Origin of the sequence: Paraburkholderia unamae, from assembly GCF_003268775.1 — a bacterium.
GTDB lineage: Bacteria > Pseudomonadota > Gammaproteobacteria > Burkholderiales > Burkholderiaceae > Paraburkholderia > Paraburkholderia unamae.
The window spans coordinates 100,979-116,526 of the sequence record NZ_QLSU01000017.1 but is presented as its reverse complement, the minus strand read 5'-3'; the positions used below and the strand labels follow the sequence as shown (position 1 = coordinate 116,526).

At 68.0% G+C, this 15,548-nt stretch carries 10 protein-coding genes; 6 read left to right on the top strand and 4 right to left on the bottom strand.

The annotated features are described in order from the left end of the window. Positions 1-41: 41 nt before the first annotated feature. Both C7401_RS26145 and C7401_RS26140 read right to left on the bottom strand, forming a co-directional pair. Complete coding sequence (locus tag C7401_RS26145) at positions 42-4,697, bottom strand: FtsK/SpoIIIE family DNA translocase (RefSeq protein WP_112174321.1); 4,656 nt, start codon at positions 4,695-4,697, stop codon at positions 42-44. Positions 4,698-4,908: 211 nt separating this feature from the next. Then, positions 4,909-5,526, bottom strand: coding sequence for an META domain-containing protein (locus tag C7401_RS26140; protein ID WP_112174376.1), 618 nt, complete (start codon positions 5,524-5,526; stop codon positions 4,909-4,911). 212 nt (positions 5,527-5,738) lie between these two features. On the opposite strand from C7401_RS26140, the gene purT reads away from it, so the two are divergent. The 6 genes from purT to C7401_RS26110 all read left to right on the top strand — a co-directional run bounded on the left by purT (position 5,739) and on the right by C7401_RS26110 (position 13,076). Then, positions 5,739-6,962 (top strand): formate-dependent phosphoribosylglycinamide formyltransferase, encoded by a 1,224-nt coding sequence (gene purT / locus C7401_RS26135; protein WP_112174320.1) that lies wholly within the window; start codon positions 5,739-5,741, stop codon positions 6,960-6,962. 122 nt (positions 6,963-7,084) lie between these two features. After that, the gene (locus tag C7401_RS26130) at positions 7,085-7,282 is read left to right on the top strand and encodes a DUF6726 family protein (RefSeq protein ID WP_224038491.1); all 198 of its coding nucleotides are present in this window, start codon (positions 7,085-7,087) and stop codon (positions 7,280-7,282) included. A 58-nt stretch (positions 7,283-7,340) separates the two neighbouring features. Next, positions 7,341-7,778, top strand: a complete 438-nt coding sequence (locus C7401_RS26125; protein ID WP_112174319.1) for an MliC family protein — start codon at positions 7,341-7,343, stop codon at positions 7,776-7,778. Between the two features lie 113 nt (positions 7,779-7,891). Further along, positions 7,892-9,538, top strand: coding sequence for an acetolactate synthase large subunit (locus C7401_RS26120; RefSeq protein WP_112174318.1), 1,647 nt, complete (start codon positions 7,892-7,894; stop codon positions 9,536-9,538). A gap of 24 nt (positions 9,539-9,562) precedes the next feature. Further along, a complete protein-coding gene (locus C7401_RS26115; protein WP_112174317.1) occupies positions 9,563-10,999 on the top strand; it encodes an aldehyde dehydrogenase family protein in 1,437 nt (478 codons plus the stop codon). 580 nt (positions 11,000-11,579) lie between these two features. Further along, on the top strand, positions 11,580-13,076 hold the full coding sequence (locus C7401_RS26110) for a DEAD/DEAH box helicase (protein WP_112174374.1): 1,497 nt from the start codon (positions 11,580-11,582) through the stop codon (positions 13,074-13,076). Between the two features lie 404 nt (positions 13,077-13,480). Here the strand turns inward: C7401_RS26110 and gluQRS are convergent, their stop codons facing one another. Both gluQRS and C7401_RS26100 read right to left on the bottom strand, forming a co-directional pair. Beyond that, the gene (gluQRS, locus tag C7401_RS26105) at positions 13,481-14,407 is read right to left on the bottom strand and encodes a tRNA glutamyl-Q(34) synthetase GluQRS (protein ID WP_112174316.1); all 927 of its coding nucleotides are present in this window, start codon (positions 14,405-14,407) and stop codon (positions 13,481-13,483) included. Positions 14,408-14,425: 18 nt separating this feature from the next. Then, complete coding sequence (locus C7401_RS26100) at positions 14,426-15,310, bottom strand: sulfurtransferase (protein WP_112174315.1); 885 nt, start codon at positions 15,308-15,310, stop codon at positions 14,426-14,428. Positions 15,311-15,548: the final 238 nt, after the last annotated feature.

Genomic DNA, 15,548 nt, shown 5'->3' with positions numbered 1-15,548 from the left:
ACGTCTTGAGTTGAGTAAAGAAGGCGCAAGGCGCGCCTTCTTTATTCGCCCTGGCCGCCGCCGGGCACGAGCACTTCGCGGCTGCCGTTGATGCCCATCGGCGAGACGAGACCCGCCGCTTCCATCTGTTCGACGAGGCGCGCGGCGCGGTTGTAGCCGATGCGCAACTGCCGCTGCACCGACGAGATCGACGCGCGCCGCGTGCGCACGACGAACGCGACCGCTTCGTCGTAGAGCGGGTCGGCTTCGGCCTCGGGCGACTCGCCGAACAGGTCTTGCGGCGCGCCTTCGCCGGCGGGGCCGTCGAGAATCCCTTCGACATACTCGGGCTCGCCGAACTGCTTCAGGTACTCCACGACGGCGTGAACTTCCTCGTCGGCGACGAACGCGCCGTGCACGCGCTGCGGGTAGCCCGTGCCCGGCGGCAGGAACAGCATGTCGCCCTGGCCGAGCAGCGACTCCGCGCCCATCTGGTCGAGAATCGTGCGCGAGTCGATCTTCGACGACACCTGGAACGCCACGCGCGTCGGAATGTTCGCCTTGATGAGGCCCGTGATGACGTCCACCGAAGGACGCTGCGTCGCAAGGATCAGGTGGATGCCGGCGGCGCGCGCCTTCTGCGCGAGACGCGCGATCAATTCTTCGATCTTCTTGCCCGCGACCATCATGAGGTCCGCGAGCTCGTCGATCACGACCACGATCATCGGCAGCGGCGAAAGCGGCTCGGGCGCTTCCGGCGTGAGCGAGAACGGGTTGCCGATCTTCTTCTCGTGCGCTTCGGCGTCGCGGATCTTCTGGTTGAAGCCCGCGAGATTGCGCACGCCCACGGCCGACATCAGCCGGTAGCGCTTTTCCATTTCGCCCACGCACCAGTTGAGCGCGTTGGCGGCGAGCTTCATGTCGGTCACGACCGGCGCGAGCAGATGCGGAATGCCCTCGTACACCGAAAGCTCCAGCATCTTCGGGTCGATCATGATGAGGCGCACGTCCTCGGGCGTCGCCTTGTAGAGGAGCGAGAGGATCATCGCGTTGATCGCCACCGACTTGCCCGAACCGGTCGTGCCGGCCACGAGCATGTGCGGCGCTTTAGCTAGGTCGGTCACGATCGGATGGCCGACGATGTCCTTGCCCATCGCGATCGTGAGCTTGGACTGCGAGCGGTGATACGGCGCCGATTCGAGGATCTCGGAGAGGCGGATCATCTGGCGGCGCGCGTTGGGCAATTCGAGGCCCATGCAGGTCTTGCCGGGAATCGTCTCGACCACGCGGATCGACGTGAGGCCAAGGCCGCGCGAGAGATCCTTCATGAGGCCTACGATCTGGCTGCCGCGCACGCCGAGCGCGGGCTCCACTTCGAAGCGGGTGATGACCGGGCCTGCCGAGGCGCCGACCACCGTCACGGGCACCTTGAATTCCTGGAGGCGCTGCTCGATGAGCTGGCTCGTTTCGGCGAGCCTTTGTTCGGAAACGGGCTCGATTTCGCTGGAGGCGCGATCGAGCAGGTCGATGCCCGGCAGTTCCACCGCCGATGCGCTGAGCGGCTGGAACACGAACGTCGTGGGCGCGTGGCCGCGCACGGGCGCGCGTTGGGCGGGCGGCTCGGGTGCTTCGGCTGGTTCGGGCGCGATGTTCGTTGCGTCGCCGGTCGCGGCAATGACGGCGGGGTAGGGTGCCATGGGTGCCAAGTGCGCCAAGGGTGCTACCGGGACTACGGGTGCTACGGGTGCATCTGGCGCGATGTTCGTCGCGTCGCCGGTCGCGGCAGTGACGGCGGCGGGGTGGGGTGCCACGGGCGTAAAGGGCGCGACCGGGACTACCGGTGCTATGGGCGCCGTGAACGCGCCAACGGCTGGCATGGGCTCGGGCGTGAACGTGGGTTCTGCCGGCGCGTGGCTTTCCGGTTGCGGCTCGGCCATCCACGGCGGCGTGGCGGTAGGCGCGGGAGCGTCGTCCGGAGCAACGGGCGCGGTGAGTGGCGCGTGGTGCGGCGGCTCGATGCGCGCTTCGGGCGCGTGGGTTAGCGGTGGCGCAATAGCTGGCGCGATTTCCGCCACGGCGTGCACAACAGCGGGCGCTTGATCGACCGTAGCGGTGGTCGTGCTGATGCTGCTCGCTTCGCTGCGCGCCACGTGAGCGAACGGTTCGTGGGCTGGTTGCTCAGGCTCATCCGCAGGCGCTGGCTCGAACGGCGCTGCCGGAACCGGATGCGTGTGCGTGGTCGCGACGTACGCGGGTGTCGCGCGGGAAGACGACTCGAACGCGTTGCCGTAGGTGCCATACGCCGACTCCATGGGCGCAGCCTCGTCGAGATCCGTCTTCGATTGCGTATCGGTATCGGCGGTGTCGATGCGGGCTGTCGCCTCGAGCATCGGTTCGCTGACGGACGCTGCCTGGCTCGCGGGCGCTTCGGCCGTCTCCGCGTCGAGGTGCGCTTCGCGCACGAAACGCGGGAAGCGCACGATATTCGACAGCTCGGGCGTGTCAGGCGCCGCGTGCGGCGCGGTCGTCGCAGGCTGCGTGACCGGTTCGCTCGCGGCAACCGGCGTGGGCGGCACTATGGGTTCGCGCGGGGCAATGGGCGTCGCGGCAGGTGCGGCACTGAGACTCGTGGCAGGAGTCGTAGCGGACACGAACGGTGCGACCGGCTCCGGCTCAGGCTCCGGCATGAACGTGAAGAAGGGTTCTTCGGCTTGCGCCTGTGCCGGGGTCTCGTCCGACGGTTCGTCGTCGAGCAGGATCCACGGCATGCCGTGATCCAGCGTCGGCCAAGGCGCGGGTTCCGCGGTTTGCTCGGGCGCGCTCCCCAGCGATGGCGGCAACGACACCGGCTGCGAAACGTGCGTTGCCTCGATCGGCGCGTTGTTCGCATCGTCAGCGGGCAAGGCGGGTGCGTCCATGCGCGGGCGTGCCGGTTGCCACGGCGTTGGTGCGTTCGCAAGCGCCTCGGGTGGCGCGAACGGTTGAGGCGCGACAGCAGGGGCCGCGATCGCTTCGTTGTGTGGCGTCGTCTCGTCCGGCTGCGGCACGAATTGTGTGTGCTCGATCGGCGCGCCCGTCGGCGGCTGGGCGGCTGGTGTTGCGATGGCCGTCGAGATTTGCGGCGCTACGGTCGGGAACTGCGCGAGCGGCTCCACGGGCGATGCTTCCGCTGGCGCGAACGCGGTGGCTTCGTCGAGATTGCGGCGCGCGAGGCTAGCGCCCGCGAGCGTCGTCCAGCGCGCGGCGTTTTCCTCGATGGAGCGCAGCGTTTCGAGCACGCTCATCGAGAGCGGGGCATCCGGCCGCGCCGTGCTGGCGGGCGCCGGGCGCGAGTAGGCGGGCGTTGCGGGCGGCGCGTCCATGAGCGGTGCGGTCGTCGGCGCGCGGGCGTCCACGCGCGCGGGCTGACCCTGCCACACGAAGGGGCGCGGCGGCTTCGCCACGCGGGGCGGCGCGGCGGCTGCGGCGCGCGCGGCCGTGCTGCCCGCCGCCGGCGGCGGCACATTGCGGCGCGGCGTGGCGGGTTGAGCAAACGGCGAGGTGAACTGCGAGGTGGGTTGTGACGCAGGTTGCGCAGTAGATTGTGCAGCGGGTTGCAAAGCGGGTTGCAAGCCGCCCAGGTCCGGCGGTGCGAGCGTGCCTGCACCCGACAATCCGCGCGCGGCCGCAGCCACGGCACCAGCAAGCGGCGCACCATGCACTGCGACAGACGCTGCGCGTGCGCCCGCCATCGCGGCGGACATGGCCGGCCGCGCGGGGCCCGGCTCCGCGCGCCATGGCGCATTGGGCTGCGCGGCGACGCCGGATGCGCCTTGTGCCGCCGTAGCGACGGGTGCCGCACGACGAACGTCGCCCAGCGGCGCGCCTTGTTGGAGCGGAGCGCGCGGCGGTTCCACGGGCGTACGCGTCATGCCGGCCGGCGGCGTTTGCAGCGGCGCACGCGTGGCGCGCAGCCAGTCGGTGGGTGCGCTCGGCTCGGTACGCGCCAAGGCGGCCGAGGGGTCGGCGGGAGCACGGAAGCCCGGCTCGACACGCCACGGCGTCGCACCCGGGGCCGCGCTCTGGCTCGCTGCGGCGGTCGTAGCCGTGCCGAACCCGGCCGCCATCGCGCCTGCCGCGCGCGTGCCATCACGACCGTCGCGGCTGTCGCGACCTTCGCGACTGTCTCTGCCTTCGCGACTCTCGCGCGCAGGCGGCTTCCAGATGGTCGGCCGTTTGCGCCGCGCGCCGTCTGCCGGCATCGACGGGTTCACGGTGGGCGCGCTGTGCGCCGGCAGACCGTCGTCGGTCGCGGCGCGTCGGCTGCGGCGCTCGCGGCGCGGGCTGTCGTCGTTCGCGCGCGAGGCGCGGATGTTCAGGCCGAGCCCGAGCGAGATGTCGGCCCAGGCGAGGAATTCGCGCCAATGGAAGTCGAGCAGCCACGGCAAGCTCACGATGAGAAGCGCCGTCATCGCGAGCGGCGCGGCCACGTGGCCGATGAGCTTGCCGAATCCGCCCGAAAGCGCATGGCCGAGCGCGTTGAAGCCGGCGATGTCGATGAGCGTCGCTTCGAGCGCGCAACTCGCCACGAGCACGCCAAGGAAGCCGAGCCAGAGCCGGATGGTGCCTGGGCCGCGCAGGCCCGCGCCGCCCGGCAGCACGGATTTAACGAGACGCCAGATCAGAGGGATGAACCAGACGGCCGATATGCCGAACCAGCCAGGAACTACCGTGTGCATGCCAAAGATGAACGTATAGAAGGTGTGCGACGTGTGGAGTGTAACCGCTCGACCGGCGCTCGCCGCGATCCGTCTTGATGCGGTGTTGCGCAAGCGCCGTGGTGCGCGGCGTGCCCGACACGTGAAAGACCCTGCGCGAGCCGGTTTCGTTCGCGCGCAACAAAAAAAGAGCCGCGCCGGGCGAGGGCGCGGCTGTTCGTGTGTGCGGCGCTCACTGCGCCGGTTTGGCGTCGGAGGCGGCGCCCGGCGTCGAGCCCGGCGCGGCTGCCGCTTCGGCGAAGCTCAGGCGGTCGCCGTTTTCCAGCACGAGGAACAGTGCCTGCGGTTGACGCATCTGCACGCCGGAGCGCGCGATGTGCGAGAGCGCCTGGAGATAGTCGCCCTCGATCTCGCCGCCCGCGCCCATGCAGGCCATGCGCGTGCCGCCGAGCTGGCTGAACGCAAGCAGGCCGTTCTTGAGCGTGTAGGCGCCGAAGTAGCGGTTGCAGCCCGAGAAGCCGCTGACGCGGCGCTGGCCGCTTTCGGTCGAGAGGTCGAGCGTGATGGGGCGGGCGTCGGGGCCCTCGGCATTGCCGGCATTGAGATCCGGGCTCGGCACGGCGCGCAGCGTGCCGTCGGTGCGCTTCCATTCCACGAGCTGCCAGTGCGTGTTGTCGAGGAGTTGCACGGTGGCGGGATTGAACGGGTCGGGCAGCGGCGCCGACGCGTCCGTGTGGACGGGCAGCTTGCATGCGCAAACCAGCAGGGCGGCGGCGAGCGGCGCGGCGCGCGAGGCGAGCAGTCGCGCGGAGATGCGCCGCGCGGGGCGCAATCTCTCGCGCAAGTTCATGCGCAAGTTCATGCAGATAGGCATCGCATCGTTCCTCGTAATCAGCGAAGGCGTAAGCGTAACGCACCACGCTGCGGCACGCGAGAGCAAACGTGTGCCCGGCCAATCCCTCGCGCCCGCACTCGCGCCGCGCAGCGCCTCGCGGCGGCGGGGCCGCGTGTTAACATCGGCGCTCTCGCGCATTCCCGCCGCACCGTCATTCTGGAGACATCATGCAAACCCGCCCCCGCATCGGCACGCCGCTTTCCGCCTCCGCCACCCGTGTCATGCTGCTCGGCGCGGGGGAGCTTGGCAAGGAAGTGATCATCGCGTTGCAGCGTCTCGGCGTCGAGGTGATCGCCGTCGACCGCTATGAGAACGCGCCCGGCCACCAGGTCGCGCATCGCGCGCATGTGATCGACATGACCGATCCCCAGGCGCTGCGCGCGCTGATCGATGCCGAGCGCCCGCATCTCGTCGTGCCCGAGATCGAGGCGATCGCGACCGACGCGCTCGCCGCCGTCGAAGCCGAGGGTGTCGCCGAGGTGATCCCCACCGCGCGCGCCGCGCAGCTCACGATGAATCGCGAGGGCATCCGCCGCCTCGCCGCCGAGGAACTCGGCCTCGCCACTTCGCCTTATGCGTTCGCCGATTCGCTCGACGAGCTCAAGGCCGGCATCGCCAAGGTGGGCTACCCGTGCGTGGTGAAGCCGGTGATGTCGTCGTCGGGCAAGGGGCAGTCGGTCGTGCGCAGCGAGGCCGACGTCGAACGCGCGTGGGAGTACGCGCTCGCGGGCGGCCGCGTGAATCGCGGGCGCGTGATCGTCGAGGGCTTCATCAACTTCGACTATGAGATCACGCAGCTCACCGTGCGCGCGATCGATCCGGCAAGCGGCCAGGTGCAAACGTACTTCTGCGATCCGATCGGCCATCTCCAGGTGGACGGCGACTACGTCGAATCGTGGCAGCCGCAGCCGATGAGCGCCAAGGCGCTCGAGCGCTCGCGCGAGATTTCGCACAAGGTGACCGAGGCGCTGGGCGGCCGCGGTCTTTTCGGCGTCGAGCTGTTCGTGCGCGGCGACGAAGTGTGGTTCTCGGAAGTGAGCCCGCGTCCGCACGACACGGGCCTCGTCACGCTCGCCTCGCAGCGCTTCTCCGAGTTCGAGTTGCATGCGCGCGCGATCCTCGGCCTGCCCGTCGATACGACGGCGCGCGCCCCGGGCGCATCGGCCGTGATCTATGGCGGCATGGACGCGCGCGGCATCGCCTTCGAGGGCGTGGCGCAGGCGCTTGCCGTACCGGGCGCGGACCTGCGTCTGTTCGGCAAGCCCGAGAGTTTCGTGAAGCGCCGCATGGGCGTCGCGCTCGCGACGGGCGCCGACACCGACGAGGCCCGCACGCGCGCCCGCGCGGCGGCCGCGGCCGTGCGTCCGGTGGCGGGCGACGCTTCGCAGTGAGAATCTGGCCGGCGCGTTGCGTTGTAGAGAGCGGCGGGGGCCAAGCCGGCCGGGTAAGACGTGTATGAGGGCGCCGTCGCGCGTCCCGGGTTATCGTGTCAGCCAACAGTGAAAAGATGGGAATGAAAAAGCTGAAAGTGTTGCAACGGGTGCGTTCGGTCACTGTCGTATTGGGGGTGTTGGGCGTGTCGGGGCTCGGGGGCTGCGGGCTTGCGGCCGCGCCGTGCCGCGTGGTGTCGGCGGGGCTCAAGATCGTGCCGCTGGTCGGCCATGCGGCCGCCACGCCCACCGACGCCTGCGCGGCCGCCATCGATCCCTGAGCGTTGCGCGCGAGTGGAGTGCGGCAAGCGGTGCCCTGGCAACTCACGGAGGACGTAGATGATCGATGGTCGAAGCGGTGCTGACGAGCTTGGTTCAACCGGCGGGCGGTTCTCAACCGGCGCACTGCGCGCCTGTGCCGCGCTCGCGCTCACATGCGGCCTTGCCGTCGCGCTTCCTGCGAGCGCGGCCGGCACCGGCGGCCTGGAAGTGCGTGACATCCAGGTGCAGGCGCGTCACACGTTCGGCTACACCTGCGCGAGCGGCAAGACCTTCAAGGTCACCTATCTCAATGCGGCCAACGGCCAGAGCTTCGCACTCGTGCCGGTTGAGGGCCGCAAGCTCCTTTTCGTCGGCGTGATCGCTGCCTCAGGCGTCAAGTACGTCGCCGATCGCTACACGTGGTGGACCAAGGGACCGGGCGCCGACCTCTACGACACCATGTCCGGCGAAAGCCCGAAGCCGGTGCTTTCCGGCTGCGCGACGATCATGCGCTGACGCGCCGCGCCCGCTTCCCGACGCAATCCGCCTTGCGGGAGTAACCTGTCGGCCTACGCGAAGGCCGGCTGCCGCCCGCGCCGCTGGTCACGCTCATGCCAACGAGGTGGTCGATGAAAGCATCGGATCTGTTCGTGAAGGCGCTCGAAGCCGAAGGCGTCGAGTATGTGTTCGGTATTCCCGGGGAAGAGAACCTCGATCTGCTCGAATCGCTGCGTCGCTCGAAGATTCGTCTGATCGTCACGCGCCACGAGCAGGCCGCGGGCTTCATGGCCGCCACTTACGGACGGCTGACGGGGCGCACCGGCGTGTGCCTTTCCACGCTCGGCCCAGGCGCCACCAATTTTGTGACCGCCGCCGCCTACGCGCAGCTGGGCGGCATGCCCATGCTGATGGTCACGGGCCAGAAGCCCATCAAGTCGAGCAAGCAGGGCCACTTCCAGATTGTCGACGTGGTGCGCATGATGGAGCCGCTCACCAAGTACGCGCGCCAGATCGTCTCCATCGGCAATATTCCGGCGCTCGTGCGCGAGGCGTTTCGCCAGGCCGAGCAGGAGCGCCCAGGCGCCGTGCATCTCGAACTGCCCGAGGACGTGGCCGACGAAGAGGGCGACGGCAAGCCTATTCCCAAGAGTTTCAGCCGCCGCCCCGTGGCCGAGGAAAAGGCGGTCGCGCATGCGGTCGCTGCGATCTGCAAGGCGAAGCATCCGCTGCTCATGATCGGCGCGGGGGGCAATCGCAAGACCACGCGCAACGTGCTGCGCGAGTTCGTCGACGAAACCGGCATCCCGTTCTTCACCACGCAGATGGGCAAGGGCGTGATCGACGAATCGCACCCGCTGTGGCTCGGCAACGCCACGCTTTCGGACGGCGACTTCGTGCACCGCGCGATCGAGCACGCCGACTGCATCATCAACGTCGGCCACGACGTGATCGAAAAGCCGCCTTTCTTCATGCGCAGCGCCGAGGAAAAGACCGTCATCCACGTGAATTTTCTCGGCGCGGAAGTCGACCCGGTGTATTTCCCGCAGATCGAGGTGGTGGGCGATATCGCCAACGCCGTGTGGCAACTCAAGCAGAGTCTCAAGTCGCGCGAGCACGTGTGGGACTTCGCGCGCTTCGAGGAGATCAAGCGCCATTTCGAGGCGCATCTCGCCAAAGGCCAGCACGACGCGCGCTTTCCGATGTACCCGGTGCGGCTCGTGCACGACGTGTACGCCGCCATGCCCGAGGACGGCATGCTCTGCCTCGACAACGGCATGTACAAGATCTGGTTCGCGCGCTACTACCGCGCCCGCGAGCCCAATTCGATCCTGCTCGACAACGCGCTCGCCTCGATGGGCGCGGGGCTGCCCTCGGCCATCGCCACGAAGATCGTGCATCCGGAGCGCCAGGTCGTGGCCGTATGCGGCGACGGCGGCTTCATGATGAATTCGCAGGAGATCGAGACGGCCGTGCGCCTGAAGCTCGATCTCGTCGTGCTGCTCTTGCGCGACGACGCGTTCGGCATGATCCGCTGGAAGCAGGAGAACATGAATTTCCCCGACTACGGCATGACGCTGCAAAACCCCGATTTCGTCGATTATGCGCAGAGCTACGGCGCGCATGGACATCGCGTGGGCGCGGCGGACGAACTCAAGCCGCTCATCGAGCAGTGCTTCGCGCAGCCGGGCGTGCATCTGATCGACGTGCCTATCGACTACTCGGACAACGAGCGCGTGCTCAATCGCGAGATCAAGCGCCTGAGCGCGCAGCTTTGATGCCGCACCCACGGAGAACCCGTCATGCTCAAACCGACTTATCCGTACTACTTGGCCAATGAGGCCGTCGCCGCCAACACCGACCTCGAAGTCACCGATAAATACAGCGGCGAAGTCGCCACGCGCGTCGCGCTTGCCGATGCGAAAGCGATCGATCAGGCTATCGCCGCCGCGGAAGCCGCCATGCCCGCCATGCGTGCATTCCCGCCGTTCAAGCGCCAGGCCGTGATCGACCATTGTGTCGCGCGCTTTCGCGAGCGCTTCGACGAACTAGCGATGGCGCTGTGCATCGAAGCGGGCAAGCCGATCAACGATTCGCGCGGCGAGGTCACGCGCCTGATCGATACGTTCCGCGTGGCCGCCGAAGAAAGCGTGCGGATCAACGGCGATATCGTGAATCTGGAAATTTCGGCGCGCGCGAAGGGCTATCACGGCTATGTGAAGCGCGTGCCGATCGGGCCGTGCTCGTTCATTTCGCCGTTCAATTTCCCGCTCAACCTGGCCGCGCACAAGGTCGCGCCGGCGCTGGCGGCGGGCGTGCCGTTCGTGCTCAAGCCCGCGAGCCGCACGCCGGTGGGCGCGCTCATCATCGGCGAGGTGCTGGCGGAAACCGACTTGCCCAAGGGCGCGTTCTCGATCCTGCCCGCGCACCGCGACGGCGCCGATCTCTTCACCACCGACGAGCGCTTCAAGCTGCTCTCGTTCACGGGCTCGCCCGCGGTGGGCTGGGACCTCAAGAAGAAGGCGGGCAAGAAGAAAGTGGTGCTGGAGCTGGGCGGCAACGCGGCGGCCGTGGTGGACGGCGACCAGGGCGGCAAGCTCGATTACGTCGTGGACCGGCTCGCGTTTGGCGCGTATTACCAGTCGGGGCAGAGCTGTATCGGCGTGCAGCGCATACTGGTGCACGCGTCGCTCTACGACACGCTGCGCGAGAAGCTCATCGCCAAGGTCAAGACGCTGAAGATGGGCGACCCGAAGGACGAGACAACCTTTGTCGGGCCGATGATCTCCGGATCCGAGTCGAAGCGCCTGGCGGGCTGGATGGAGAGCGCGGTGCTGGCGGGCGCGAAGATCATCGCGGGCGGCAAGGTGGACGGCGCGATGTTCGAAGCGACGCTGCTCGAAAACGTGGGCCGCGACACCGACCTCTACCGCAAGGAGGCGTTCGGACCGGTGGCGATCCTGGAGCGTTTCGACGACTTCGGCCAGGCGCTGGAAATCGTCAACGACAGCGACTTCGGCTTGCAGGCGGGCGTGTTCACGGATTCGCTCGCCAATGCGCACCGCGCCTGGGACGGGCTCGACGTGGGCGGCGTGGTGATCAACGATATTCCGTCATTTCGCGTGGATAACATGCCGTATGGCGGCGTGAAGGATTCGGGACTCGGGCGCGAGGGCGTGCGCTACGCGCTCGAGGACATGACCGAACTGCGCCTGATGGTGATGCGCGAGACGTGGTGAGCGGCGTGGCTGAAAAAAGGGTGCTATCGCCCGGCGCGGCGCGCGGGAATCCTCCGTGCGCCGTGTTGCAGAACGCATGACCCGCTGCCATAGGGATTTATGCCAAGGTGCTACAATACCGGCCTTTCAGCCGATTGTGCCTGCTTGTGTTTGCTTCGCGTTTGCCCGGCGTTAGTGTGTTTGCCGTGAGCGGCGGGTGAAACTTCGGCAGCCGCTGGCGTGATCCGCCGGCGCGAGGCCGATCGAGCCATTTTGACCAACGGGCCAGCGGGCCCGCCGGAACCATCCGGGATCGAGCGAGACTGGCCGGGTTGAGCCCGAGCGTGCGCGGCAATGGAGCCAGCGCCCCGTCACCGGCAGACCGTCTCCTCGGGCCAGGCGCATGGCGGGCGGCCCGCGCGAGCGAGCGTTTCGCCCGTCGCCGCGGGGTGCAGCGCCCCATGCGTGGCGCGGCCCGGCATCGATGTGCAATGCGCGGCATGCCCGGGCATTGTCCGGCAGTAACCCTGCATCGACTTGCAGTGAACATTTGAGGCGCTCCCGCGCCTTGCGCGAAAAGCGCCTTTATAGCGAAGACACCATGTCCGACACAGCCGTCAAGCCCAGCACTGCGACCTTCGACCAGTTTGGCCTTGCACCCGAAATTCTCCGGGCCATCCAGGACCAGGGCTACACGACGCCCACGCCGATCCAGGCGGAGGCGATCCCCGTCGTGCTCACGGGCCGCGACGTGATGGGCGCGGCGCAGACCGGCACCGGCAAGACGGCGAGCTTTTCGCTGCCGATCCTCCAGCGCCTGTTGCCGATGGCGAACACGAGCGCGTCGCCCGCGCGCCATCCGGTGCGCGCGCTGATCCTCACGCCCACGCGCGAGTTGGCCGACCAGGTCGCCAACAACGTGCGCTCCTACGCGGTGCACACGCCGCTGCGCAGCGCGGTGGTGTTCGGCGGCGTGGACATGAATCCGCAGTCGGACGAGCTGCGCCGCGGCGTGGAAATCCTGATCGCGACGCCGGGCCGCCTGCTCGACCACGTTCAGCAGAAGAATGCGAACCTCGGTCAGGTGCAGATGCTCGTGCTCGACGAAGCCGACCGCATGCTCGACATGGGCTTCCTGCCCGACCTGCAACGCATCCTGAACCTGCTGCCGAAGGAGCGTCAGACGCTGCTGTTCTCGGCCACGTTCTCGGGCGAAATCAAGAAGCTTGCCGCGACCTATCTGCGCACGCCGCAGACCATCGAGGTCGCGCGCAGCAACTCCACGGCCACCAACGTCACCCAGGTGGTGTACGAAGTCGCCGAGGGCGACAAGACCGGTGCGGTCGTGCAACTGATCCGCGACCGGGGCCTGAAGCAGGTGATCGTGTTCTGCAACAGCAAGATCGGCGCGAGCCGCCTGGCGCGCCAGATCGAGAAGCAGGGCATCGTGGCGGCCGCGATCCATGGCGACCGCACGCAAAGCGAGCGCATGCAAGCGCTCGACGCCTTCAAGCGCGGCGAAATCGAAGCGCTGGTGGCCACCGACGTGGCCGCGCGCGGCCTCGACATCGCCGAACTGCCTGCCGTCATCAACTTCGACCTGCCGTTCAACGCCGAAGACTACGTGCACCGCATCGGCCGCACGGGCCGCGCGGGCGCTTCGGGCGACGCGCTGTCGCTGTGCAGCCCCAACGAGAAGAAGCAGCTCGCCGATATCGAGAAGCTGATCAAGCGTCCCCTGACGGTGGAGCGCCTCGTGGTCGACGTGCCGGTGGCGCATCACGAGGGCGGCGGCCGCCGCCGCGAGCGTGACGGCTACGAAAGCCGCGAAAGCCGCGAGGGACGTGACGGCCGCAGCGAGCGCGGCGCACACCGCCGTGCGCCGTCGTTCGAGCGCGCGCATCATCATCGCGCGCAGCCCGTCGACGATTTCTTCCTGAAGCCCTACGAGCCTTCGCCGGCCGCGCGCAGCAAGGCCGAAGACAAGCCCGCGCCGGCCGCGCCTCAAAAGCAGCAGTCGAAGCAGCCGCTCGCCGCGTTGCTGGGCGGTCTCGGGGCGGGGTGGCGCAACAAGCCGACTTCGTCTTCGTCGAATTGAGGTTAGGCCAAAGCGCAGCGTGATGCTGCGCTTTTCGGCGCGACACGGCATGGCGTTGAGCCAACGCCGAGATGTTCAATCCCTCGCGATTCGACGAGGAGTGAGATACGCGCTGGGCCTTGAAGACTTGCCCGTCCCTCAGAGAGAGGAATTGCTGGCCTGGCGCAAACGTGAGGCATTAGAAGTCTTGATATAGCTGGCTCGTGCCTCGCAAGAGGTACCTCCGAGACTTCTTCCGCTGCGGCGTCGAAGAAGCCAGTGCGGCAACACGGCGATGACAAGCCAGCCGCGCTGCGAAATGACAATGGGCGCTTCGGCGCCCTTTGTCATTTCTGCGGCGACTTCTCGCCGTTATTCCCGGATTTCGTACCCTGCGCAACGTCCGCGTCAGACAGGCGTTGCGCTCAAGCCGGTGCGTGCAACTGCGCGAGCCGCCGCTTCCACGCATCGATCGCGTCGGCCTGGAATGCTGCGAGCGTCGCGGGCGCCGGATCGTGCAGGTCGAGGCCCAGATGGCGCGCGCCGGCCGTCAGCGCTTCGAGCGGGCGTGAGGCATCGAGCGCCTGCGCGCCCGTCTGCTTCGACAGCTTTTCCCCGTCCTCGTTGGTCACGACCGGCACGTGCATGTACGCAGGCGTCGGCGCGCCGAGGCACTGCTGGAGCCAGATCTGTCGCGCCGTCGAATCGAGCAGGTCCGCACCGCGCACCACGTGCGTGATGCCTTGCGCGGCGTCGTCCACGACCACCGCGAGCTGGTATGCCCACTGGCCGTCCGCGCGCAGCAGCACGAAGTCGCCGACATCGGTCGCGAGGTCTTGTTGCTGCGGGCCTTGCCAGCGGTCGTTGAAGCGGATCAGCGCGGGATTTTCCGCGCTCGCGGGAGCATCGTCGGGCACGCGCAGGCGCCAGGCGCGCGCGGGCTTGCCGTGCAAACCGTCGCGGCAGGTGCCCGGATAGATCAGCGTGGTGTTGCGCCGGTGCGCATGGAGTTGCGAGTCGGCAATTTCCTTGCGCGTGCAGCCGCAAGGGTAGACGTGGCCCGAGGCGATCAGGCGGTCGAGCGCCGCACGATACACGTCGATGCGACGGCTCTGCCATGCGGGCGGCTCGTCGGCGTGAAAGCCGAAGGCCGCAAGCGTCGCGAAAATATCCTCGGCTGCGCCCGGCACGGTGCGCGGCCCGTCGATGTCTTCCATACGTACGAGCCACGCGCCGTCGTGCGCGCGCGCGTCGAGCCAGCTCGCGAGCGCCGAGACGAGCGAGCCGAAATGCAGCGGTCCGGTAGGCGAGGGCGCAAAGCGCCCGCGATACGCGGCAGACGTTGCGCTCAAGCGTGCCTCACGCGTGCTTTACGCCGCCTGCGCCGGAGCGGCAGCCGCCGTCGTGCCCGCGCGCTCGGGATGACACGCCGGGCAGCTCTTGCCCACGACGTAGAGCGGCGAAGCCTGCTCGGCGGGCGTGACCACGGCGCGGCATGCGAAGCACTGCACGGTGTCGGTCGGTTCGAGTTGCGGGTTCAACGCGGTGCGCTGGTCGAACACGAAGCAGTCGCCGTTGTAGTGCGCGCCGCCCACTTCCTCGAAATACTTGAGAATGCCGCCTTCGAGCTGGTAGACGTGCTCGATGCCCACTTCCTTCATGTGGATCGCGGCCTTTTCGCAGCGAATGCCGCCCGTGCAGAACGACACGACCGTCTTGCCTTCGAGATCGGCGCGGTTCGCTTCGATCACGCCGGGGAATTCGCTGAACTTGGTGATGCGGTAATCGAGCGCCTTGTCGAACGTGCCGACGTCCACTTCGAACGTGTTGCGCGTGTCGAGCATCACAACGGGGCGGCCCGCGTCGTCGAAGCCGCGGTCGAGCCATTCCTTGAGCACGACCGGCGCGACCGACGGCGCGCGGCCTTCCTCGGGGCGGATCGCGGGCTTCTTCATCGTGATGATCTCGCGCTTCAGGCGCACGAGCATACGGTTGAAGGGCCGCGTTTCGGAAAAGCTTTCCTTGAACGGCAGCGTCGCGAACTTGCCCTCGAAGAGCGGATCGGTGCGCATGTATTCCATGAACTCGCGCACGTTCGGTTCGTCGCCGGCGACGAACAGATTGATGCCTTCCGGCGCGAGCAGGATCGTGCCCCGCAAGTCGAGCGCCTGGCAGCGCTCGAGCACGTGCGGGCGCCACTCGGCGGTCTTGTCGAGCGTGGCGAACTGGTAGGTGGAGAGATTGAGGATACGCATGGTGCAACTGATAAAACGCGCTGAACGCGCGTGAAAACCGGAGCCGGGCGTGCCGGCTGCCGGTTCCCCGAAAGCGGGAATGGGGGCAGGGCGCGCGACGGGCGCAATCCGCTATTATCCCTCAATCGCGCCAGCGCCCCCTGCGGCGAAGTTGCCGCACCTCGTGGCGCCCCTGCGCGTGCACAATCGTTGCCCAGATCGGTCAGGCCGCCCCGGCCAACGTCGCGCCTCGCTGCCG

What these genes read in the sequence shown, in the direction of transcription:
- C7401_RS26145 (WP_112174321.1), bottom strand. Translation starts at nt 4,697, where the DNA reads ATGCACACGGTAGTTCCTGGCTGGTTCGGCATATCGGCCGTCTGGTTC.
- C7401_RS26140 (WP_112174376.1), bottom strand. Translation starts at nt 5,526, where the DNA reads ATGAACTTGCGCGAGAGATTGCGCCCCGCGCGGCGCATCTCCGCGCGA.
- purT (WP_112174320.1), top strand. Translation starts at nt 5,739, where the DNA reads ATGCAAACCCGCCCCCGCATCGGCACGCCGCTTTCCGCCTCCGCCACC.
- C7401_RS26130 (WP_224038491.1), top strand. Translation starts at nt 7,085, where the DNA reads ATGAAAAAGCTGAAAGTGTTGCAACGGGTGCGTTCGGTCACTGTCGTA.
- C7401_RS26125 (WP_112174319.1), top strand. Translation starts at nt 7,341, where the DNA reads ATGATCGATGGTCGAAGCGGTGCTGACGAGCTTGGTTCAACCGGCGGG.
- C7401_RS26120 (WP_112174318.1), top strand. Translation starts at nt 7,892, where the DNA reads ATGAAAGCATCGGATCTGTTCGTGAAGGCGCTCGAAGCCGAAGGCGTC.
- C7401_RS26115 (WP_112174317.1), top strand. Translation starts at nt 9,563, where the DNA reads ATGCTCAAACCGACTTATCCGTACTACTTGGCCAATGAGGCCGTCGCC.
- C7401_RS26110 (WP_112174374.1), top strand. Translation starts at nt 11,580, where the DNA reads ATGTCCGACACAGCCGTCAAGCCCAGCACTGCGACCTTCGACCAGTTT.
- C7401_RS26100 (WP_112174315.1), bottom strand. Translation starts at nt 15,310, where the DNA reads ATGCGTATCCTCAATCTCTCCACCTACCAGTTCGCCACGCTCGACAAG.